The sequence below is a fragment of the Methanococcoides vulcani genome, from assembly GCF_900111645.1.
In the GTDB taxonomy this organism is placed as follows: Archaea; Halobacteriota; Methanosarcinia; order Methanosarcinales; family Methanosarcinaceae; genus Methanococcoides; species Methanococcoides vulcani.
Window position 1 is genome coordinate 441,980 of record NZ_FOHQ01000001.1, and the last position, 16,385, is coordinate 458,364.

The 16,385-nt window shown below is 43.0% G+C and carries 14 protein-coding genes, 1 tRNA gene and 1 pseudogene; 10 read left to right on the forward strand and 6 right to left on the reverse strand.

Going from position 1 to position 16,385, the window contains the following annotated elements; translation table 11 throughout:
- Nucleotides 1-237 precede the first annotated feature (237 nt).
- Nucleotides 238-309, forward strand: a tRNA-Arg gene (locus tag BMX02_RS02345).
- Nucleotides 310-348: 39 nt separating this feature from the next.
- Here the strand turns inward: BMX02_RS02345 and BMX02_RS02350 are convergent.
- Complete coding sequence (locus tag BMX02_RS02350; protein ID WP_091688701.1) at nucleotides 349-756, reverse strand: hypothetical protein; 408 nt, start codon at nucleotides 754-756, stop codon at nucleotides 349-351.
- 197 nt (nucleotides 757-953) lie between these two features.
- Here BMX02_RS02350 and purB point away from each other — a divergent pair, with 197 nt between their 5' ends.
- Both purB and BMX02_RS02360 read left to right on the forward strand, forming a co-directional pair.
- Nucleotides 954-2,294, forward strand: coding sequence for an adenylosuccinate lyase (gene purB / locus BMX02_RS02355; RefSeq protein ID WP_091688702.1), 1,341 nt, complete (start codon nucleotides 954-956; stop codon nucleotides 2,292-2,294).
- Nucleotides 2,295-2,303: 9 nt separating this feature from the next.
- On the forward strand, nucleotides 2,304-2,888 hold the full coding sequence (locus tag BMX02_RS02360; RefSeq protein WP_091688703.1) for an FmdE family protein: 585 nt from the start codon (nucleotides 2,304-2,306) through the stop codon (nucleotides 2,886-2,888).
- A 63-nt stretch (nucleotides 2,889-2,951) separates the two neighbouring features.
- Here BMX02_RS02360 and uvrA read toward each other — a convergent pair whose 3' ends face one another.
- On the reverse strand, nucleotides 2,952-5,777 hold the full coding sequence (gene uvrA, locus BMX02_RS02365) for an excinuclease ABC subunit UvrA (protein WP_091688705.1): 2,826 nt from the start codon (nucleotides 5,775-5,777) through the stop codon (nucleotides 2,952-2,954).
- 265 nt (nucleotides 5,778-6,042) lie between these two features.
- Entirely contained in the window at nucleotides 6,043-7,134 is a 1,092-nt protein-coding gene (locus BMX02_RS02370; protein ID WP_091688706.1) for a hypothetical protein, read from the reverse strand.
- 161 nt (nucleotides 7,135-7,295) lie between these two features.
- Between BMX02_RS02370 and BMX02_RS02375 the strand changes: the two genes are divergently transcribed.
- Complete coding sequence (locus BMX02_RS02375) at nucleotides 7,296-7,724, forward strand: desulfoferrodoxin family protein (protein WP_091688707.1); 429 nt, start codon at nucleotides 7,296-7,298, stop codon at nucleotides 7,722-7,724.
- A gap of 45 nt (nucleotides 7,725-7,769) precedes the next feature.
- Here the strand turns inward: BMX02_RS02375 and BMX02_RS02380 are convergent, their stop codons facing one another.
- Nucleotides 7,770-8,618, reverse strand: coding sequence for a TatD family hydrolase (locus tag BMX02_RS02380; protein ID WP_091688709.1), 849 nt, complete (start codon nucleotides 8,616-8,618; stop codon nucleotides 7,770-7,772).
- A 198-nt stretch (nucleotides 8,619-8,816) separates the two neighbouring features.
- On the opposite strand from BMX02_RS02380, the gene BMX02_RS02385 reads away from it, so the two are divergent.
- The 5 genes and pseudogenes from BMX02_RS02385 to BMX02_RS12355 form a co-directional block, all read left to right on the forward strand.
- Nucleotides 8,817-8,999 (forward strand): hypothetical protein, encoded by a 183-nt coding sequence (locus BMX02_RS02385; protein WP_091688710.1) that lies wholly within the window; start codon nucleotides 8,817-8,819, stop codon nucleotides 8,997-8,999.
- Nucleotides 9,000-9,054: 55 nt separating this feature from the next.
- Nucleotides 9,055-11,280, forward strand: a complete 2,226-nt coding sequence (locus tag BMX02_RS02390; protein ID WP_091688711.1) for an NADP-dependent isocitrate dehydrogenase — start codon at nucleotides 9,055-9,057, stop codon at nucleotides 11,278-11,280.
- 495 nt (nucleotides 11,281-11,775) lie between these two features.
- A complete protein-coding gene (locus BMX02_RS11985) occupies nucleotides 11,776-11,901 on the forward strand; it encodes a DUF2099 family protein (protein WP_135643982.1) in 126 nt (41 codons plus the stop codon).
- Nucleotides 11,902-12,121: 220 nt separating this feature from the next.
- The gene (locus tag BMX02_RS02395) at nucleotides 12,122-12,424 is read left to right on the forward strand and encodes a DUF3303 domain-containing protein (protein WP_091688713.1); all 303 of its coding nucleotides are present in this window, start codon (nucleotides 12,122-12,124) and stop codon (nucleotides 12,422-12,424) included.
- Nucleotides 12,425-12,454: 30 nt separating this feature from the next.
- A pseudogene (locus BMX02_RS12355) lies at nucleotides 12,455-12,591 on the forward strand (CRISPR-associated endonuclease Cas1); the annotation flags it as partial.
- Between the two features lie 39 nt (nucleotides 12,592-12,630).
- On the opposite strand, the gene BMX02_RS02400 reads toward BMX02_RS12355, so the two are convergent.
- A complete protein-coding gene (locus tag BMX02_RS02400) occupies nucleotides 12,631-14,130 on the reverse strand; it encodes a right-handed parallel beta-helix repeat-containing protein (RefSeq protein WP_177165236.1) in 1,500 nt (499 codons plus the stop codon).
- 367 nt (nucleotides 14,131-14,497) lie between these two features.
- The gene (locus BMX02_RS02405) at nucleotides 14,498-14,914 is read right to left on the reverse strand and encodes an HNH endonuclease (RefSeq protein WP_167879276.1); all 417 of its coding nucleotides are present in this window, start codon (nucleotides 14,912-14,914) and stop codon (nucleotides 14,498-14,500) included.
- A gap of 5 nt (nucleotides 14,915-14,919) precedes the next feature.
- Between BMX02_RS02405 and cas1 the strand changes: the two genes are divergently transcribed.
- Complete coding sequence (gene cas1, locus BMX02_RS02410) at nucleotides 14,920-15,930, forward strand: CRISPR-associated endonuclease Cas1 (RefSeq protein WP_091688717.1); 1,011 nt, start codon at nucleotides 14,920-14,922, stop codon at nucleotides 15,928-15,930.
- Nucleotides 15,931-16,385 lie beyond the last annotated feature (455 nt).

Below are 16,385 nucleotides of genomic sequence, written 5' to 3' on the forward strand. Positions count from 1 at the left end.
TGTATTGATGAACTAACATTAGATGAATGCATTGCAAAGACTTCGGTTATATGTGGAAAACCTTCTACTACATTCTATAATGTTTATTATGTGTTGTTTGAAGTGCCTTTAATATTATGCATTATGTGAGTGTGTCTATCTCTTAATTCTCTCTCCAAAACAATAATATAATAATCGGGTTATCGTACAGTCAGTTATCGTTGTTACTAACCTGATATTGGCATATCTTTATACAATGGGCCTGTAGTGTAGTGGATATCACTTTAGCCTCCGGAGCTTAGAACCCGGGTTCGATTCCCGGCAGGCCCGTTCTATTATAATTTATATCAAATTGTCCGGACTTATTTTTTACAATTTGTAGAGTTTTTCAAGATAGCTTTTTATCCTGCAATAAATGAAATTCCTGTAGCCGATTGTATCAGGAATGTCGAACGTAACTATTCCTTCCACGTTCCAGAATACATTTTTAACGATATCTCTTTCTTCCATGTCATCTACGAAGAATCTGACCTTGCTGAAATCATCAACAGATTGTCTCCAGTCACCGGCTCTCATTTTAGATGGGTTCTTGCTACACAGCACTTCAAATTGCTGCAGACCGAATGCATATGTTTCGAACCATTGCCTGTCATCTTTTGTCATTGCAATGATACCCTGTTTCGCATCTTCTGCCATCTGCTTTAAAAGCAGGTCTATATCCTTACTCGTAAACTCATTGTTGTCGAGTTTTTCAAGAAACACATGTAATTTTTCCACAATCGCTTCCCCCTATGTTCAATATAATTTATGGTGTCCATCAATAGATAAACGTTGCCTTCTTAATGATCCTTAAGTATCTCATCCTCCGGCAGAATGGGATTCCATGCTCAAAGCTTATTTATGGTTATATTGTTTATCTACCCCTGATATAAGATCATCAATTATGTTTTACAATAGCAAGGAGATTAACAAATATGGCAATCCATCCTATTGAATACCGCTACGGTACCGAGGAAATGAAGTATGTCTGGAGTGAGGCAAACCGCCTTGACAAGCTCCTCAGGACAGAAGCTGCTCTTGCAAAGGCTGAAGCAAAGGTAGGCATCGTACCTGCCGAAGCTGCAGAAGCAATAGAGAAAAGCATAGCTTCTGTCAAACTGGAAAGGGTCACAGAGATAGAAGATGAGATCCACCATGACATGATGGCCATCGTTCTTGCGATCTCCGAGCAGTGCACAGAGGACGCTGCCAAATGGGTGCACTTTGGTGCAACATCTAACGACATCCTGGATACAGCTACTGCTCTTCAGATGATGGATGCGGTTGCTATCCTTGAGGATAAGGTACGTACACTTATGGACGTCTTGCTTACAAAAGCAGAAGAGCACAAGAACACTGTCTGTGCAGGAAGGACACATGGTCAGATCGGTGTACCAACAACATATGGTCTCAGGTTTGCTATCTGGGCAAGCGAGATGGCAAGGCACCTTGAGCGTCTGGGCCAGCTTACACCACGTCTTCTGGTAGGTCAGATGACCGGGGCTGTAGGTACACAGGCAGCATTCGGAAAAGATGGTATTGAGATACAGAAGTATGCGATGGAATATCTTGGCCTTGGCAGCGTTGATGTTTCAAACCAGATCATCCAGCGTGACCGCCATGCAGAATTCGTTATGTGGATGGCGAACACAGTAACAACCCTGGACAAGATCGCTGTGGAGATCCGCTCCCTCCAGAGAAGCGAGATCGCAGAGGTCGAGGAGAGCTTCAGGAAGAAACAGGTGGGTTCTTCCACAATGCCTCACAAGAGGAATCCTATCAAGTCAGAGCAGATCAGTGGTCTGGCACGTATCGTTCGCTCAATGGTCGAGCCTGAACTGCTGAACAATACTCTCTGGGACGAACGTGATCTTACAAACTCCTCATGCGAAAGGGTCGTTTTCCCTGAAAGCTGTGTGCTGACAGATCACCTTCTCAAACTGGCTATTGGTGTTATCGAGAACCTCAGGTTCTATCCTGAGAACATCCGCAAGAACCTTGATCTCCTCCGTGGTCTTAACATGGGTGAGTCTGTCATGATCGAGCTTGCAAAGCGTGGTGTCGGCAGGCAGGAAGCTCATGAGATCGTCCGAAGCTCTGCAATGGAAGCACATGAATCAGGAATGCACCTTAAGGATGTTCTTCTTGGCAAGCCGGAAGTTACACAATACCTTAGTGAATCCGATATCACAGATCTCGTGAACCCTGACAGGTATATCGGTACTGCTGTGGAACAGGTCGAGAACGTAGCTGCAAAGATCAGAAACCAGTTCTAAGGTGAGATCATGGAACTGGAAGATGCAGTAAAGTTCCATGGGCACCTTTGCCCCGGACTTGTTATTGGTTACAGGGTTGCAACCTATGCAGCTGAGCAGTTCAAGGATCGCTCAGAGGACGAGGAACTTGTGGCTGTCGTTGAGAACAAGTCATGCAGCGTGGATGCCATTCAGGTAATTAATGGCTGCACCTTTGGAAAAGGAAACCTTGTCTTCAAAGATCTTGGAAAGCATGTTTATACTTTCTTCAAAAGGGGAGAGCGCGAAGCACTACGAATATCAATAAATCCTCGTCAGCGTCGGGAAGATCCACGTTACAATGAGCTCTTCCCCAAAGTAAGAAATGGCACTGCTACGGATGAAGAAATGGAAGAGTTCAAGAAAAGACATGCTGAAAGGGGTCTTGCAATTCTTGACATTCCGGCCGATGAACTGTTCACTGCAACAAAAGTTGACATAGAGCCGCCTGAAAAAGCGATGGTATATCGTTCCATAGCATGTGCAGAATGTGATGAGGAGACAATGGAAACACGTCTTCGCGTAAAAGATGGAAAGATAGTCTGTCTTTCCTGTTTTGAAGGCCATGATATCTGACGTTCAGGTCAGATATCTTTTTTTAACCCTTTAATTTTTTTAACGATCTTTAAGTTTTTCAACTTATTTTTTGAGCACTCTTTTCAGGAATTCGCCTGTATAGGATGCTTTGCTCTTTGTTATTTTCTCGGGTGTACCTTCAGCAATGATCCTGCCACCACGTTCTCCACCTTCAGGACCCAGGTCGATCACCCAGTCTGCTGTCTTGATAACATCAAGGTTGTGTTCTATCACAATGACTGTATTGCCTGCATCCACAAGTCGCTGGAGCACATCAAGTAACTTGTTCACATCGTCAAAGTGCAGCCCGGTTGTGGGCTCGTCAAGAATGTAAACTGTCTTTCCGGTAGAACGCCTACTAAGTTCTGTTGCGAGCTTCACACGCTGGGCTTCTCCTCCTGACAGGGTTGTCGATGACTGTCCAAGCTTGATGTAGCCAAGACCAACATCGTAGAGCGTCTGCAGCTTGTTCTTTATCTTTGGAATGTTCTCAAAGAACTCCAGTGCTTCCTCTACGGTCATGTCAAGTACATCAGCGATGGTCCTGTCCTTGTAGGTGACCTCAAGTGTCTCACGGTTGTATCGCTTCCCGTGGCAGACCTCACAGGGCACATAAACGTCAGGCAGGAAGTGCATTTCAATTGTGATTATACCGTCGCCTGAACAGGTCTCACACCTGCCTCCGCGTACATTGAAGCTGAACCTTCCAGGCTTGTATCCGCGTGCTTTTGATATCTTTGTCTGTGCAAAGAGTTCCCGTATGGGTGTGAACAGGTTAGTATATGTGGCCGGATTGGAGCGCGGTGTCCTTCCGATAGGTGACTGGTCGATGGTGATGACCTTGTCGATCTGGTCAAGACCCTTGATATCCTTGTATCTCCCGGGTCTGTCCCTTGCACGATGCAATTTCTGGGCAAGCACCTTATTGAGGGTCTCATTGATGAGGGTACTTTTTCCTGAACCTGATACACCTGTGACACAGGCCATGACACCGAGCGGGAATTCCACATCTATGCCTTTGAGGTTGTTCTGTGATGCACCCTTGAGGAGCAGTTTGCCAATGGGCTTGCGCCTCTTCTTTGGCACTGCTATCTCAAGTTTTCCGCTCATGTACTGGCCGGTAAGTGAATCCGGGTGTGCCATTATCTCTTCAGGCGTGCCTTCTGCTACAACCTCTCCTCCGTGGATACCGGCTCCTGGTCCCATGTCAACCACATGATCGGAATTGAGAATTGTCTCTTCATCGTGTTCCACGACCACTACCGTGTTGCCGATGTCACGAAGATGTTTCAATGTATTAATAAGCCTGAGATTATCCCTCTGGTGCAGCCCTATGCTTGGCTCATCCAGAATATACAGCACGCCCATGAGACTGGATCCGATCTGTGTTGCAAGCCTGATACGCTGGGCTTCTCCTCCTGAAAGGGTCGCTGCCGAGCGGCTCAGTGTAAGATAATCAAGCCCTACGTCCATGAGGAAACCAAGTCTTGCCTTTATTTCCTTGAGGATCAGCCTTGCAATGGAATATTCACGAGGGGTAAGAGTTGGCTCCAGTTCTTCAAAGAAATGCAACGCAGTCTCTACGGACATTTGTGTGACCTCAATGATGTTACTGTCATTGATGCTCACAGCAAGGCTGGCAGGTTTTAGCCTGTTGCCATTACAAACTGTACAGGGTTTTGTGGTGATATATTTCCTGAGCCTGTCCTTCGTGTTCTCGGACTCTGTATTATCATATGTCTTTGATATGTTGGAGATCACTCCCCGGAAGCGTCCCTTGTGCTTCCACATCCCACCATTCTTGCCGATATGCACGAAATCGATCATTTCGGTGGTGCCGTTGAAGATAATGTCCTTGTGTTTCTGGTCAAGTTCCTCGAAGGGAACGTCCAGTGAGAACCCGAAACGCTGTCCCACAGACTCCAGTGCCTGCATGTAGTAACCGTCTTTCTTGTTCCAGGTCTCGACCGCCCCTTCTCTCAACGTAAGGGTGGGGTCAGGAACGATAAGTTCGGGGTCGAACTCCATTGAAGTGCCAAGCCCATGGCATTCTTCACAGGCACCCTGGGGGCTGTTGAAAGAGAATGCAGAAGGTTCCATTTCCTCAAAACCAATTCCGCAATCCGTACATGCCAGGTTTTCACTGAATACCATCTCTTCGCCGTCAAGCACATGGACCATCAATGTCCCGCCACTTTTCTCAAGTGCGGTTTCCACGGAATCCGACAATCTTTCTTCCATCCCTTTCTTGATGACAAGCCGGTCTACTACCACCTCGATGTTGTGTTTGTAGTAGCGTCCCAGTTCGATGGATTCGGCATCATCCAGTGCAACGATCTCTCCATCTACCCTTGCACGTGCAAAGCCTTCTCCCCTCAGGTCTGTGAGCAGCTTCTTGTACTCTCCTTTACGTTCACGCACAAGAGGTGCAAGGATGTGAACCTTTGAACCTTCCTCTATTTTCATGATGCTGTCAACGATCTGGTCAACACTCTGGGGCTCGATTACCTTCCCACATTTAGGGCAATGCCTGATGCCTATCCTTGCATAGAGCAGCCTCAGGTAATCATATATCTCTGTCACTGTTCCCACCGTGGAACGGGGATTCTTGCTGGTGGTCTTCTGCTCGATGGAGATCGCAGGAGAAAGTCCCTCTATGTACTCAACATCCGGTTTTTCCATCAGCCCCAGGAACTGCCTTGCATAAGCTGAAAGGGATTCAACATATCGCCTCTGCCCTTCTGCATATATGGTATCAAAAGCAAGGGATGATTTTCCTGATCCGCTGAGACCTGTGATGACTATCAGTTTATCACGGGGTAGGACTAGGTCGACATTCTTGAGGTTGTGCTCTTTAGCACCTTTGACGATTATATTTTTGAGGGACATGGTTTCTGGAAGGGAGTGTTTTCAGGATAAGTTCGGATTTGAGATATTTGGGTGAGAGGATTAAAGGTTTGCTGTTGAGGTGAAATTTATGTGGTTCATTAGTTGTTCTTAATTTTGTACTCACACACTTAAATATACTCTTCAATAGGGTCTGCCAAAAGCTTTGGTTTTGTAGTTTTTGAGCTAATTGACAGCAATTCTCATTTCTCTTTAATTGAACAAATATGTCTGGACCAGGGGTGATCTTCCTGATCCGCGAATCCGATCACTTTCTCAAACTTGCCGATAAAAAGAGTCCGATAATGAGCATTATTGAGGTAAAACCCGGTGTTTGATTTTCTGTCCCGATTTCCTCCTGTGTTCCATTATCAATTATTACAAGATTCCCGTCTTCATCTAAATAGGCTTCATCTCTGGTATAGGTTATAACATTTCCATCATCATCTATCACGCAGATATCTTCTTCATCTGATGATGGTGTGGTATCTTCGACCCCTATGTCTTCGACAGCATTCTCCTCCCATTCAAATACTACGGGCACTTCATTTATGCCTGCTTCCTGTTCAAAGTGCCTGTCTATCATCTGATATATTTCATCAATTACGGATTCGTTTACTTTTTCCGGGTTTTCTAAGTCCATACCCACACTCAGATATCCATTAATGCTGACCCCATAACCTATTACAGGTCCATCAGATTCAGCAAAGAACGGGTCAAGTTCTCTATCCATGTAATAGCCAAGCTGATCCGTCCATCTTCTTTTTTCACTATCCTGATTAATTACAGGCATTGTCCCATAGGCAGCTATGAACGATGAGCTGCTTTTGGCTTCCTCAAATATCTCAGGACCATACTCAGGAAGGGGTATGCTCTCATCTTCCATTGGCCACATAAATACCACGGATATACCACTAATCCCCTCTTCCCGCTCACAGTGATCATCGATCTTCCGATAGATCTCATCAATTCTTGACCCATTCATTTTTCCCTGCTGATCAGAGTTTATACCTACAATCAAAAATTCACTATTGGTGCCGATGCTTCTTATGGAACTATCAATTGTGTATGCCGGTGCATTTATGGAAAGAGATAGCCAGCAGTCATGAACTGAATTTTCCCACTCCCAATCAATTGTTTTTGGGAAAGTTCCTCTGCTGGCTATGAACAATGGATCACTCTTGTACTCTTCAAAACGGGAATCGGGGTTATTTGAATCAGTGATCCTATCAGTATGTTCTGGATCATCTAATTCGTTATCATCGTTATTTACAGTATCAAAGGATCCTCCCCATGCAAATCCCACGAGCATAATGCCTATTATCAATATGCTCACTCCAGTCTTTATAATAATTCTCATTATTCTATACCCCAATTAAAAATCCATTTTAAACTAAAAGAACTTTTAATGTCTATCTGGCAATAAAGCTTTGGATTTCCAGATCTCCTCAATCTAAATCTTTAGTGCTGTCATCTCAAGGTTCCCGTTAAGAATATCACACACAACCAGAATGTAATATCATGGAATTTGCTGAGATCATAGGGTCTGAAGACACAAATAATGCCGATGACCGGTCAAAAGAAAGGCACATCCCCACCATCGAAGTACTCAGGGATCACGATGATACAGGGAATGACTACATCCATGTTGTTGTGGGGGAAAATGTGAAACATCCAAACACCCCTGAGCACCATGTCGAATATATTGAACTGTATGGTCGAACCAAGATGATGGACACTGTCACCATCGGAAGAGCAACCTTCGGTCCGGGGGTGAAACCGGATGCTATGTTCGGGCTTGTGAATTTCGGTAAGTACAGGGAATTTTGTGCTATCGCATACTGCAACGTCCATGGGGTATGGCAAAACTGCATAGAGATACGAGAGGAACTCAGGCTGACGGCAGGTTGCAGAAGGGAAAAGTGTTTGCAGGAAGGATTCGGGGTATAAATATTAAAAATAGAAGTTTAAGGTTTAAAGTCTAGAAGTTAATATTTAAATCTCGATTTCCACCTCATATACCTCTTCCACATTCTCCTTGTGAATTTTCCAGAATGGTTCTTCACCATGTTCTTCCACAAGCTTCAATGTCCTTCGGGGAATCGTTTTTGGTCCCAGTACGGCCCCCGGTCTTTCAGGGTCATCGATATAATCGGTCTCCATCATGAACCGCGTTCCCTCTTCAAGGGCCTGCTCGATTGCCCCCTTTCCTGCCAACACACCTGGGAAGATGCCCAGCTTCTCACAAACGTCTACAAGAGGGGGCGCGTAATGCTTGACCACCTTATTTAGCCGGATGCCTGTTTTCTTGGCTCTCTCTGTGATATCGACCAGTTCCGGTTCCTCAACACTCTCGGTGTGCAGCTGGATAGCACAGCCTTGGTCCTTTGCAAGCATGAAACCGTGTTCCATGATGGCATTGGATGCATCCCATATCTCTTCTGAGACCGGGTAGTGTGGGCGTCCACTTTTTAATCCTACAGCAAGGCCTTCATCGACGTACTTTGCAGCTATCTCAAGACCGCTCTTCATAAGTTCAACAGCTCTGTCAAGTTCCATGCGTTCGGTGAGTTTGGTGATCTCAGCTGGATGGACACCGAGTACCGGGAATGCCTTCACGCCGGTCTCATTGATCTGCCTGGCAAGGTCGATGGTCTCATCAAAGACGATCCTGTAATCTTCTGGCTTTGTGACTTCCACGCCGATGGTCCAGGTGGGTTTGGTAACAAGAATAATGTGGGTTCCCCCTACATTCTGGAACTCTTTGACAGCTTTCAGTCCCTTTGCACGGGGGTCGATGTGCATGTGCTCATCGGTGATGGGGATCTTTGGTGACGGGTTCATGTGTTACTAGATGTGGGGATGGCAGATAATGTTACTGTCTTTTCGCGACATTGTCATTTTAGAAGGAGGTTGATGGTGAGGTATGCCTGAACCAGCGATACTATCAGGGTTGAGATCAGTATGAGCAGTGAGATTGTTGTCTTGAATTCATCCCGACCTTTCCTTATGAAATACATCTAGGCTGTAAATGGAAAGATAATGCTAAGGCTCAGGATCAATGAGAAATTACTTACCGAAGAGACACTTCATGAAAAAGCTCAATGGACACCCTATAAAAACCAGAAAATAACAGGTTGGCCGGAGATGACAATGAGCCGCGGAGAGATCATTGTGCAAAATGACGAATTCCTGGGTAAAAAGGGATGGGGTCTCTTTATATAGAATAAAGCGCTTCGCTTCGATAAAATGTTATTAATTTACAGAGAAAAGGATTAACATGGCACAGAAATCGACAATCATTTATACGAAAACCGATGAAGCTCCGGCTTTGGCAACCAGTTCGCTCCTGCCTATTGTACAGGCTTATGTGAAAAACGCCGGAATCACTATGGAAACGAGGGATATCTCCCTGGCGGGAAGAATCATTGCCCAGTTTCCCGAAAGACTGACAGAGGACCAGAAGATTTCCGATGCCCTTTCCGAATTGGGAGAGATGGTCTTAACTCCGGAAGCCAACATTATCAAACTACCCAATATCAGCGCTTCAGTTCCCCAGATTAAAGCGACAGTCGCAGAACTCCAGGCTCAGGGATATGATCTGCCCGATTATCCCGAAGATCCTTCTAATGATGAAGAAAAGGCGATCAAAGCGAAATTCGATATTGCCAAGGGCAGTGCTGTTAACCCTGTATTGAGAGAAGGGAATTCTGACCGCAGAGCTCCTAAAGCTGTAAAAAATTATGCGAAAAAACATCCCCATTCCATGGGAGAATGGAAGTCCGATTCCAAATCCCATGTAGCCAGCATGACCGGCGGAGATTTTTACGGCAGTGAGAAATCTGTTGAAATTGAAGAGGCTACCAATTTCAGAATTTTCTTTACAGATGACGCTGGTAATAAAACACTATTAAAAGACAAAGCCCCTCTTCAGACCGGAGAAATCATTGATGCAGCTGTTATGAACAAAAAAGCGCTTCAGGCATTTCTGGCTGAACAGATAGAAGATGCCAAAGCTAAAGATGTCTTATTCTCCGTTCATTTGAAAGCGACAATGATGAAAGTTTCCGACCCTATTATCTTCGGTCATGTGGTTAAGGTCTTCTTTAAAGAGATATTTGATAAATATGGTGATCTGCTTTCAGAATTGGGTGTAGATCCCAACCAAGGACTGGGAGATCTCTATACAAAAATCCAGAATCTGCCTGAAGACAAACAGGCTGAAATCAAAGCAGATATAGAAGCTGTGTATGCCAAGAGACCGGCATTGGCTATGGTTAACTCCGATAAGGGAATTACCAATCTCCATGTTCCCAGCGATGTTATCGTCGACGCTTCCATGCCTGCAGCAATCCGCTCATCAGGCGGCATGTGGGGACCAGACGGGAAACTGAAAGATATGAAAGCCATAATTCCAGACCGCTCTTATTCGGGAGTGTATCAGGAAACTATTGAGTTCTGTCAAAAACACGGTGCCTTTGATCCATCAAAAATGGGAAGCGTTTCCAATGTGGGGCTTATGGCGCAAAAAGCTGAAGAATATGGCTCACATGACAAGACCTTTGAGATGACTGGTACAGGAAAAGTTCAAGTTATCGATGACAACAATAATGTACTCATTGAACAGCCGGTAGAGGAAGGAGATATCTTCCGCATGTGTCAGGTGAAAGACGCACCCGTTCAGGACTGGATCAAGCTGGCCGTTAAACGAGCCAAAGCGACAGGCAATCCTGCAGTCTTCTGGCTCGATGAGAAAAGAGCTCACGATTCACAGCTCATTAAAAAAGTGAACAAATACTTGAAAGATTATGATACTGATGGCCTGGAACTATTGATCAAAGCTCCCGTTGAAGCGACCAAGTTTTCATTGGAGAGAATTAAAGAGGGCAAAGATACAATCTCTGTGACTGGAAATGCTTTGAGAGATTATCTGACAGACCTCTTTCCCATTTTGGAAGTGGGAACCAGTGCGAAAATGCTATCAATCGTTCCCCTAATGAATGGCGGTGGACTTTTCGAGACAGGTGCCGGCGGTTCGGCACCCAAACACGTACAGCAATTTGAATCGGAAGGTCACCTGCGTTGGGACTCTCTAGGAGAATTCCTGGCCTTAGCTGTTTCTCTGGAGCATCTGGGCAACAGTTTTGATAATCCTAAAGCTCTGGTTTTAGCAGAAACATTGGATAAAGCGACAGAGCTGGTTCTGGAAAACAGAAAATCACCTTCCCGAAAAGTGAATGAGATTGATAACAGAGGATCTCATTTTTATCTGGCAATGTATTGGGCTCAGGCTCTGGCTGATCAGGAGAAAGATAGCGAATTAAAAGCGATTTTTGAACCTGTAGCTAAAGCTCTGATGGAAAATGAAGAGAAGATTGCCAATGAGTTGTTAGAAGCTCAGGGCAAAGCTATGGATATCAAAGGATACTACGCTCCAGATGAGGAGTTGAAATCCCAGGCCATGAGACCTAGTGCGACTTTGAATGGGATTATCGATTCTATTTAATTTTATTGTGGAAACAAAAGGAAAGCCCCGGTTTCGGCCGGGGCTTTTTAGTATCTAAATAAGCAATGTGATTAGGGAGCTAAAGCTTCCGCTTCTGCTTGGGTTGGGAAGACAGATGCTATCTTCAAGGCAACAGAGGATGTCATTGGAGAAGGCAAGTATCTTACCTACGATATGGGTGGAGATGCATCCCTTAGCGGAATGACCGATGCTATCATTGCAAAACTGTAAAACAATATTATACGTAAGTAAGTCCGACTCTGGCGAGAATGGGACTTGAGGTGTATGGGGTCTGCGGATCCTTTACACTATTCTTTTCTTTTACACTTCTTTAGCGGATTGCACCGTTATTTGAGTTTCGAATTTGACGAAAAGACCTTATTTTTAGGTCATGCTGTTTTCTGATCAAGCATAGTTCATGAACCTTGTTTATGTGGTTGAGAGGGATGATACTCATCTGTTGAGAAAGAAGATTATTGAAATGTCCTATAACGAATGGAAGAAGATTTACTTGAGCTAATTGATTATGTTGATATCACCATAAGCTGTGCATCAAAGACTATAAGAGATGTTATCAAGCCTCTTGCACAGGTTGGTACTAGATACATTCCACTAAAATAATTAACATTGACTTAATAAAAAGGTGTGGGAAGGTTTTTGTTGAGACAATTTAACCTAAAAAATCAACAATAAACTTTGTCCATCCCCCTATCAGTTGTCATTTCTGAGATCAGAATCAGGTATTCTGTAAAGTTAAATTTAGAAGTATATTCTTGCAGAGACCACTATTACCAATATTTTAAATACTAATCCTGCTTGATGTTAATGGGGGTTATAAAGAATGTTATTTATGATTAGCCTTGAGCATACACCTGAACAGTGTTTTGGAAGAGAAGAATACAAGGAAGAAATGAAGCAATGGGCTGGGGAAATGAGAAGCTCAGCAGAAAAACTGGGCATAAAAATAAATGGAGCATACGTTTGCCCTAACGAGCATATTTTCTATTTCATCCTCGAATCAGATAGTTTGAAGGCAATTTCTGAATTCTTCAAACCACCGATGTTAACGCATCATACCGGAAAGATCTCTCCTATAATGACAATAGAGGAGGCAACAGAAGGGACTTCATTGCTAGAAAAATAAACTTTAGTTTACAAAGGTTAGAGGATGCTATGGGGGAAAATAGGGTTCTCTAAAGGTACTTTGCACTACATGAAGCAGAATGCCAAGAATGAGAAGCCGTTTACTCTCAATGCTCTGTTAGGGAGAGATTGGAGAGTTGGGGAGAAAAAGCTTCTGTTGTTGAATGATGGATAAAATATTTCAAAAAAGATCAAAGAAGGGTTAGATTACCCTTCTGAATTCTGTATCAGTTCAATGATACTTTCTGCCTCATTGATTATGTAGTTAGCCTCCTCATCGGTTAGACTTCCTTTTTCCACCATTTTCTCAACAACTTCAATAAATTCTTCAAGGTTTTCGATAGCTTCCTCATTGTCGCCTTTGTCGAGTTTGTTGATTACGGCATCGAGTTTTGCATTAAGAATCTTTGTGGTAGAACTGGATACATCCAGACCATTCACATACTCTTTGAGAGTTTCTAGTTCCTCAGTTGGGGTAGGTGTTTCAATAATAACCGGACAGAACATCAGTGGATAGCTGTCATTACCATATGGCGTGTCACCAATACCGTCACCATCGACGTCGTTGCTCGAGTTGTTGGCGTAGTCGTTGGCGTAATAGTTACCTGTGTAGTTCACGTAGTTGCTACCATTGTAGGTATAGGTCACCATCTCAGTTGAGTTCCAGATGTTGGTACCATCTTCAGCAACGTTATTCGTGTTGTTGAAGCAGTTGTTGTAGATGATGTTGTTGCTGGACAAGTACAGAGAGATGCCATAATAATTGTCCGACATCGTGTTGCTGGTCAGGTTGTTGTTGCTGGAAGAATACAGATTGATGCCGTTACCGTTGTTCAATGCCGTGTTGCTGGTCAGTGTGTTGTTGCTGGATTCCACAAGAAAGATGCCGTCTCTGTTGTTCGAGTTTGCAGTGTTGCTGGTCAGCGTGTTGTTGTTGCTGGACAAGTACAGATAGATGCCACGGTCATTGTCCGATGCAGTGTTATTTGTCAGCGTGTTGTTATTGTTCAAAGAATCCAGGTAGATACCGCCCCAGCCATTGTTCGACGCCGTGTTGCTGATCAGCGTGCTGTTGCTGGCATTACGCAGATAGATGCCGTGTCCGGTATTGTTCGATGCCGTGTTGCTGGTCAGGTTGTTGCTGTTGGAGTTCCCCAATTTGATGCCGTTACCGTTGTCCGACGCCGTGTTGCTGGTCAGCGTGTTGTTGCTGGAATCATCCAGATGGATGCCGAAGTCGTTGTCCGTCGCCGTGTTGCTGGTCAGCGTGTTGTTGCTGGAATCATCCAGATGGATGCCGTAGTTGTTGTTTAATAAGACGTTGTTAGTGACTGTACATCCTTCAACTCCGTCAAGATATATTCCAGCAGCAGTTGTGGTACCAAGTACACAAAAACCATCGATAGTTACATTGTTTGCAGTCACGTTGAAGGTATCAACGTCCGGAGCGTCAGCCAAAACAATAGCATGACTCGAAGATTTGATTGTTATCTCCTTGTCCACAACCACATGTTCTACATATATAGCATCCAGAATGGAATCTCCTGTATGGACAATAATCGTGTCACCGTTGCTTGCAGCATCTATGGCATCCTGGATAGAATCTCCAGGGTACACATTCCACACATCTGCTGATGCAGTTCCTACGGTCATTAAAGCTAAAGCCATTCCAAAACAGATCAGTATACTTTGTTTAATTCTCATCATTTTCACCACCAAATAATTAAGAATATACATACCGAATTTTTATTATGTATATAAGTGTTCGACTTTTTCAGTTAAATGTGTTTGGAACTGTTTGAAAGTTAACGGCGTTAACGGGCATCTATTGAATAAGTTATGTCTATTACAATAATTTGTCAAAACTGAATAGTAGTAATAAAATTGCTTTCCAAATTTTAGCTAGGAATATAATATTTTGAATTGCACATACATAATTAAATTTTGAGAGTTCGGTTTTTTACAGTTACCTATATCCCTGACTTAATGTGCGGGGATATAGGTAAGTCGTAAAAATGCCACTCTTCCATTAAATAAGAAAAGTTTGTAAAAAAGAGTAAATCGATTTACCTTGTTATTTTTCCTCAAGCTTTTCATCGCGTTTAATGTCTAAAGTTCCCTTTTCCCCAAATTTCCATACTACAAATGGGCCATTATATGAGGAGGCTCCTTTACCAACAGCAACTTCGTATCCCATTTCAGAAACTATGTGCAAATATTTTGAGATGACGTTATGGAAAACCTTTTTTGGATCATAGTCTACCCAATGAGCAGAAATCCAAAGTTTATTTTTGCCTACAATCACATGACATTGACCACACAAAGTAATTAAATTATTAATTTCGTGTGATTTTGATTCTTTAAAGGGCGTTATATGATGGACATGCAATTTTTCAGTAGATTCACAAATCTTGCATTTATTGAGATCCCTTTCTAATGCCAACTTTCTTTGTTTGTACCATGATTTATTATTTGAATTAGTTCTCTCCAAAAAGGATGGATGTTGATAGCATTGTTGTATATGGAAGAAGTGGATCTTTGAGCCTTGAAGCTATCAGATGGCTGATTAAGCACAATGTACAAATCACTATGTTGGACTGGAACGGCAAGTTACTGACGACAATGCTTCCTTCTGAAAGTACCAATGTTAAGACAAAGTTCGCACAGTACCATGTTTATGAAGATCAGGATACAAGGGTAAACCTTGCTAAAAAGTTCATTGAAGCCAAAATAGCCAAATCGGAAGCTGTCCTTGATTACCTTAAACAAAGGTATCCTGAAGTCGAATACGATTTTACTGATGATAAGGCCAGACTTGAGAATGCCACATCCATAAGGGAAATACTTGGTGTTGAAGGTGGAATTGCATGGAAGTACTGGAATGAATACGCAAAAGCTATTCCTGAACAATACGATTTCAAGGTAAGAACAGATAATTTCAGAAGGGCAAATGGAGCAGGAGATCAAGTCAATGTCATGCTCAATTATGGCTATGCTCTGCTTGAATCTGAATGCCTGAGAGCCATAAATTCAGTTGGTCTTGATGCTCATGTTGGTTTCCTTCATGAGATGAATCAGAGCAAGTACAGTCTTGCTTATGATCTCCAAGAACCTTTCAGGTTCATTGTGGATCTTGCTGTTATGAACCTGATTGAAAAAGGAGCTATGGATAACAAGGACTTTATCAGGACTGAAAGTTTTTCATTGAGACTTAAACCAACAGGAGCAAGGAAGGTTACTGAAGAGTTCAATGCTATGATGAATGGGAAAGTTGAGTACAGGAAGAAGAATAGTTCTTGGGGATCTGTACTGTTGCTGAAGGCAAGAGAGCTTAGCCATCATCTTGTTGGAAAGAGGAAAGTGGTTGAGTTCATGAAGCTTGTTTATGTTGAAAGGCATATCAAGAATCTTCTTCATCGATCTTACTATAAAACTTCGAATTGTTGTAATAATCGTGTCTATCAATCTCATTTTAAGACTTCCACCTTACATCATTTACCCTTTTAATGTTTGATCCCCACTACAACATGTACACCCTCTAAAGACATCAAGAGTAGTACAATAATTGAGGAATTGTGTTGGAATATTTACTCCTTGGACAGCAGACACATCAAAAAAAATATGGTTGTACATGACAAGTTCTCATTAAAAAAAATTGAGTTTGATAACATTTAATCTTAAATTCTTGATTTTTGTGTACACGTCTCACACAACCAGACTGCCCATAAAATTTAGCAAAATTAAAGTTTGGATTTACAAATTTCTCAATGATTCAAACAGATACTCAAACAAATTTTTAATTTTACCAAGATTTGAGAGAACTCCTGCAGCAAGTATTCCAATTATTAGAATTAGACCTTGGTTTGTTGCAGCATAATCATTAAGTGGTGTTACAATACAAATATAAAAATTGGCTAAAATAAGACTTACAGTTAAAGTGGGAAGAAATTGAAGAATACAAA

Coding starts and splice junctions, on each gene's coding strand:
- purB (WP_091688702.1), top strand. CDS start 954: ATGGCAATCCATCCTATTGAATACCGCTACGGTACCGAGGAAATGAAG.
- BMX02_RS02360 (WP_091688703.1), top strand. CDS start 2,304: ATGGAACTGGAAGATGCAGTAAAGTTCCATGGGCACCTTTGCCCCGGA.
- uvrA (WP_091688705.1), bottom strand. CDS start 5,777: ATGTCCCTCAAAAATATAATCGTCAAAGGTGCTAAAGAGCACAACCTC.
- BMX02_RS02370 (WP_091688706.1), bottom strand. CDS start 7,134: ATGAGAATTATTATAAAGACTGGAGTGAGCATATTGATAATAGGCATT.
- BMX02_RS02375 (WP_091688707.1), top strand. CDS start 7,296: ATGGAATTTGCTGAGATCATAGGGTCTGAAGACACAAATAATGCCGAT.
- BMX02_RS02380 (WP_091688709.1), bottom strand. CDS start 8,618: ATGAACCCGTCACCAAAGATCCCCATCACCGATGAGCACATGCACATC.
- BMX02_RS02385 (WP_091688710.1), top strand. CDS start 8,817: ATGCTAAGGCTCAGGATCAATGAGAAATTACTTACCGAAGAGACACTT.
- BMX02_RS02390 (WP_091688711.1), top strand. CDS start 9,055: ATGGCACAGAAATCGACAATCATTTATACGAAAACCGATGAAGCTCCG.
- BMX02_RS11985 (WP_135643982.1), top strand. CDS start 11,776: ATGGAAGAAGATTTACTTGAGCTAATTGATTATGTTGATATCACCATA.
- BMX02_RS02395 (WP_091688713.1), top strand. CDS start 12,122: ATGTTATTTATGATTAGCCTTGAGCATACACCTGAACAGTGTTTTGGA.
- BMX02_RS02400 (WP_177165236.1), bottom strand. CDS start 14,130: ATGATGAGAATTAAACAAAGTATACTGATCTGTTTTGGAATGGCTTTA.
- cas1 (WP_091688717.1), top strand. CDS start 14,920: ATGGATGTTGATAGCATTGTTGTATATGGAAGAAGTGGATCTTTGAGC.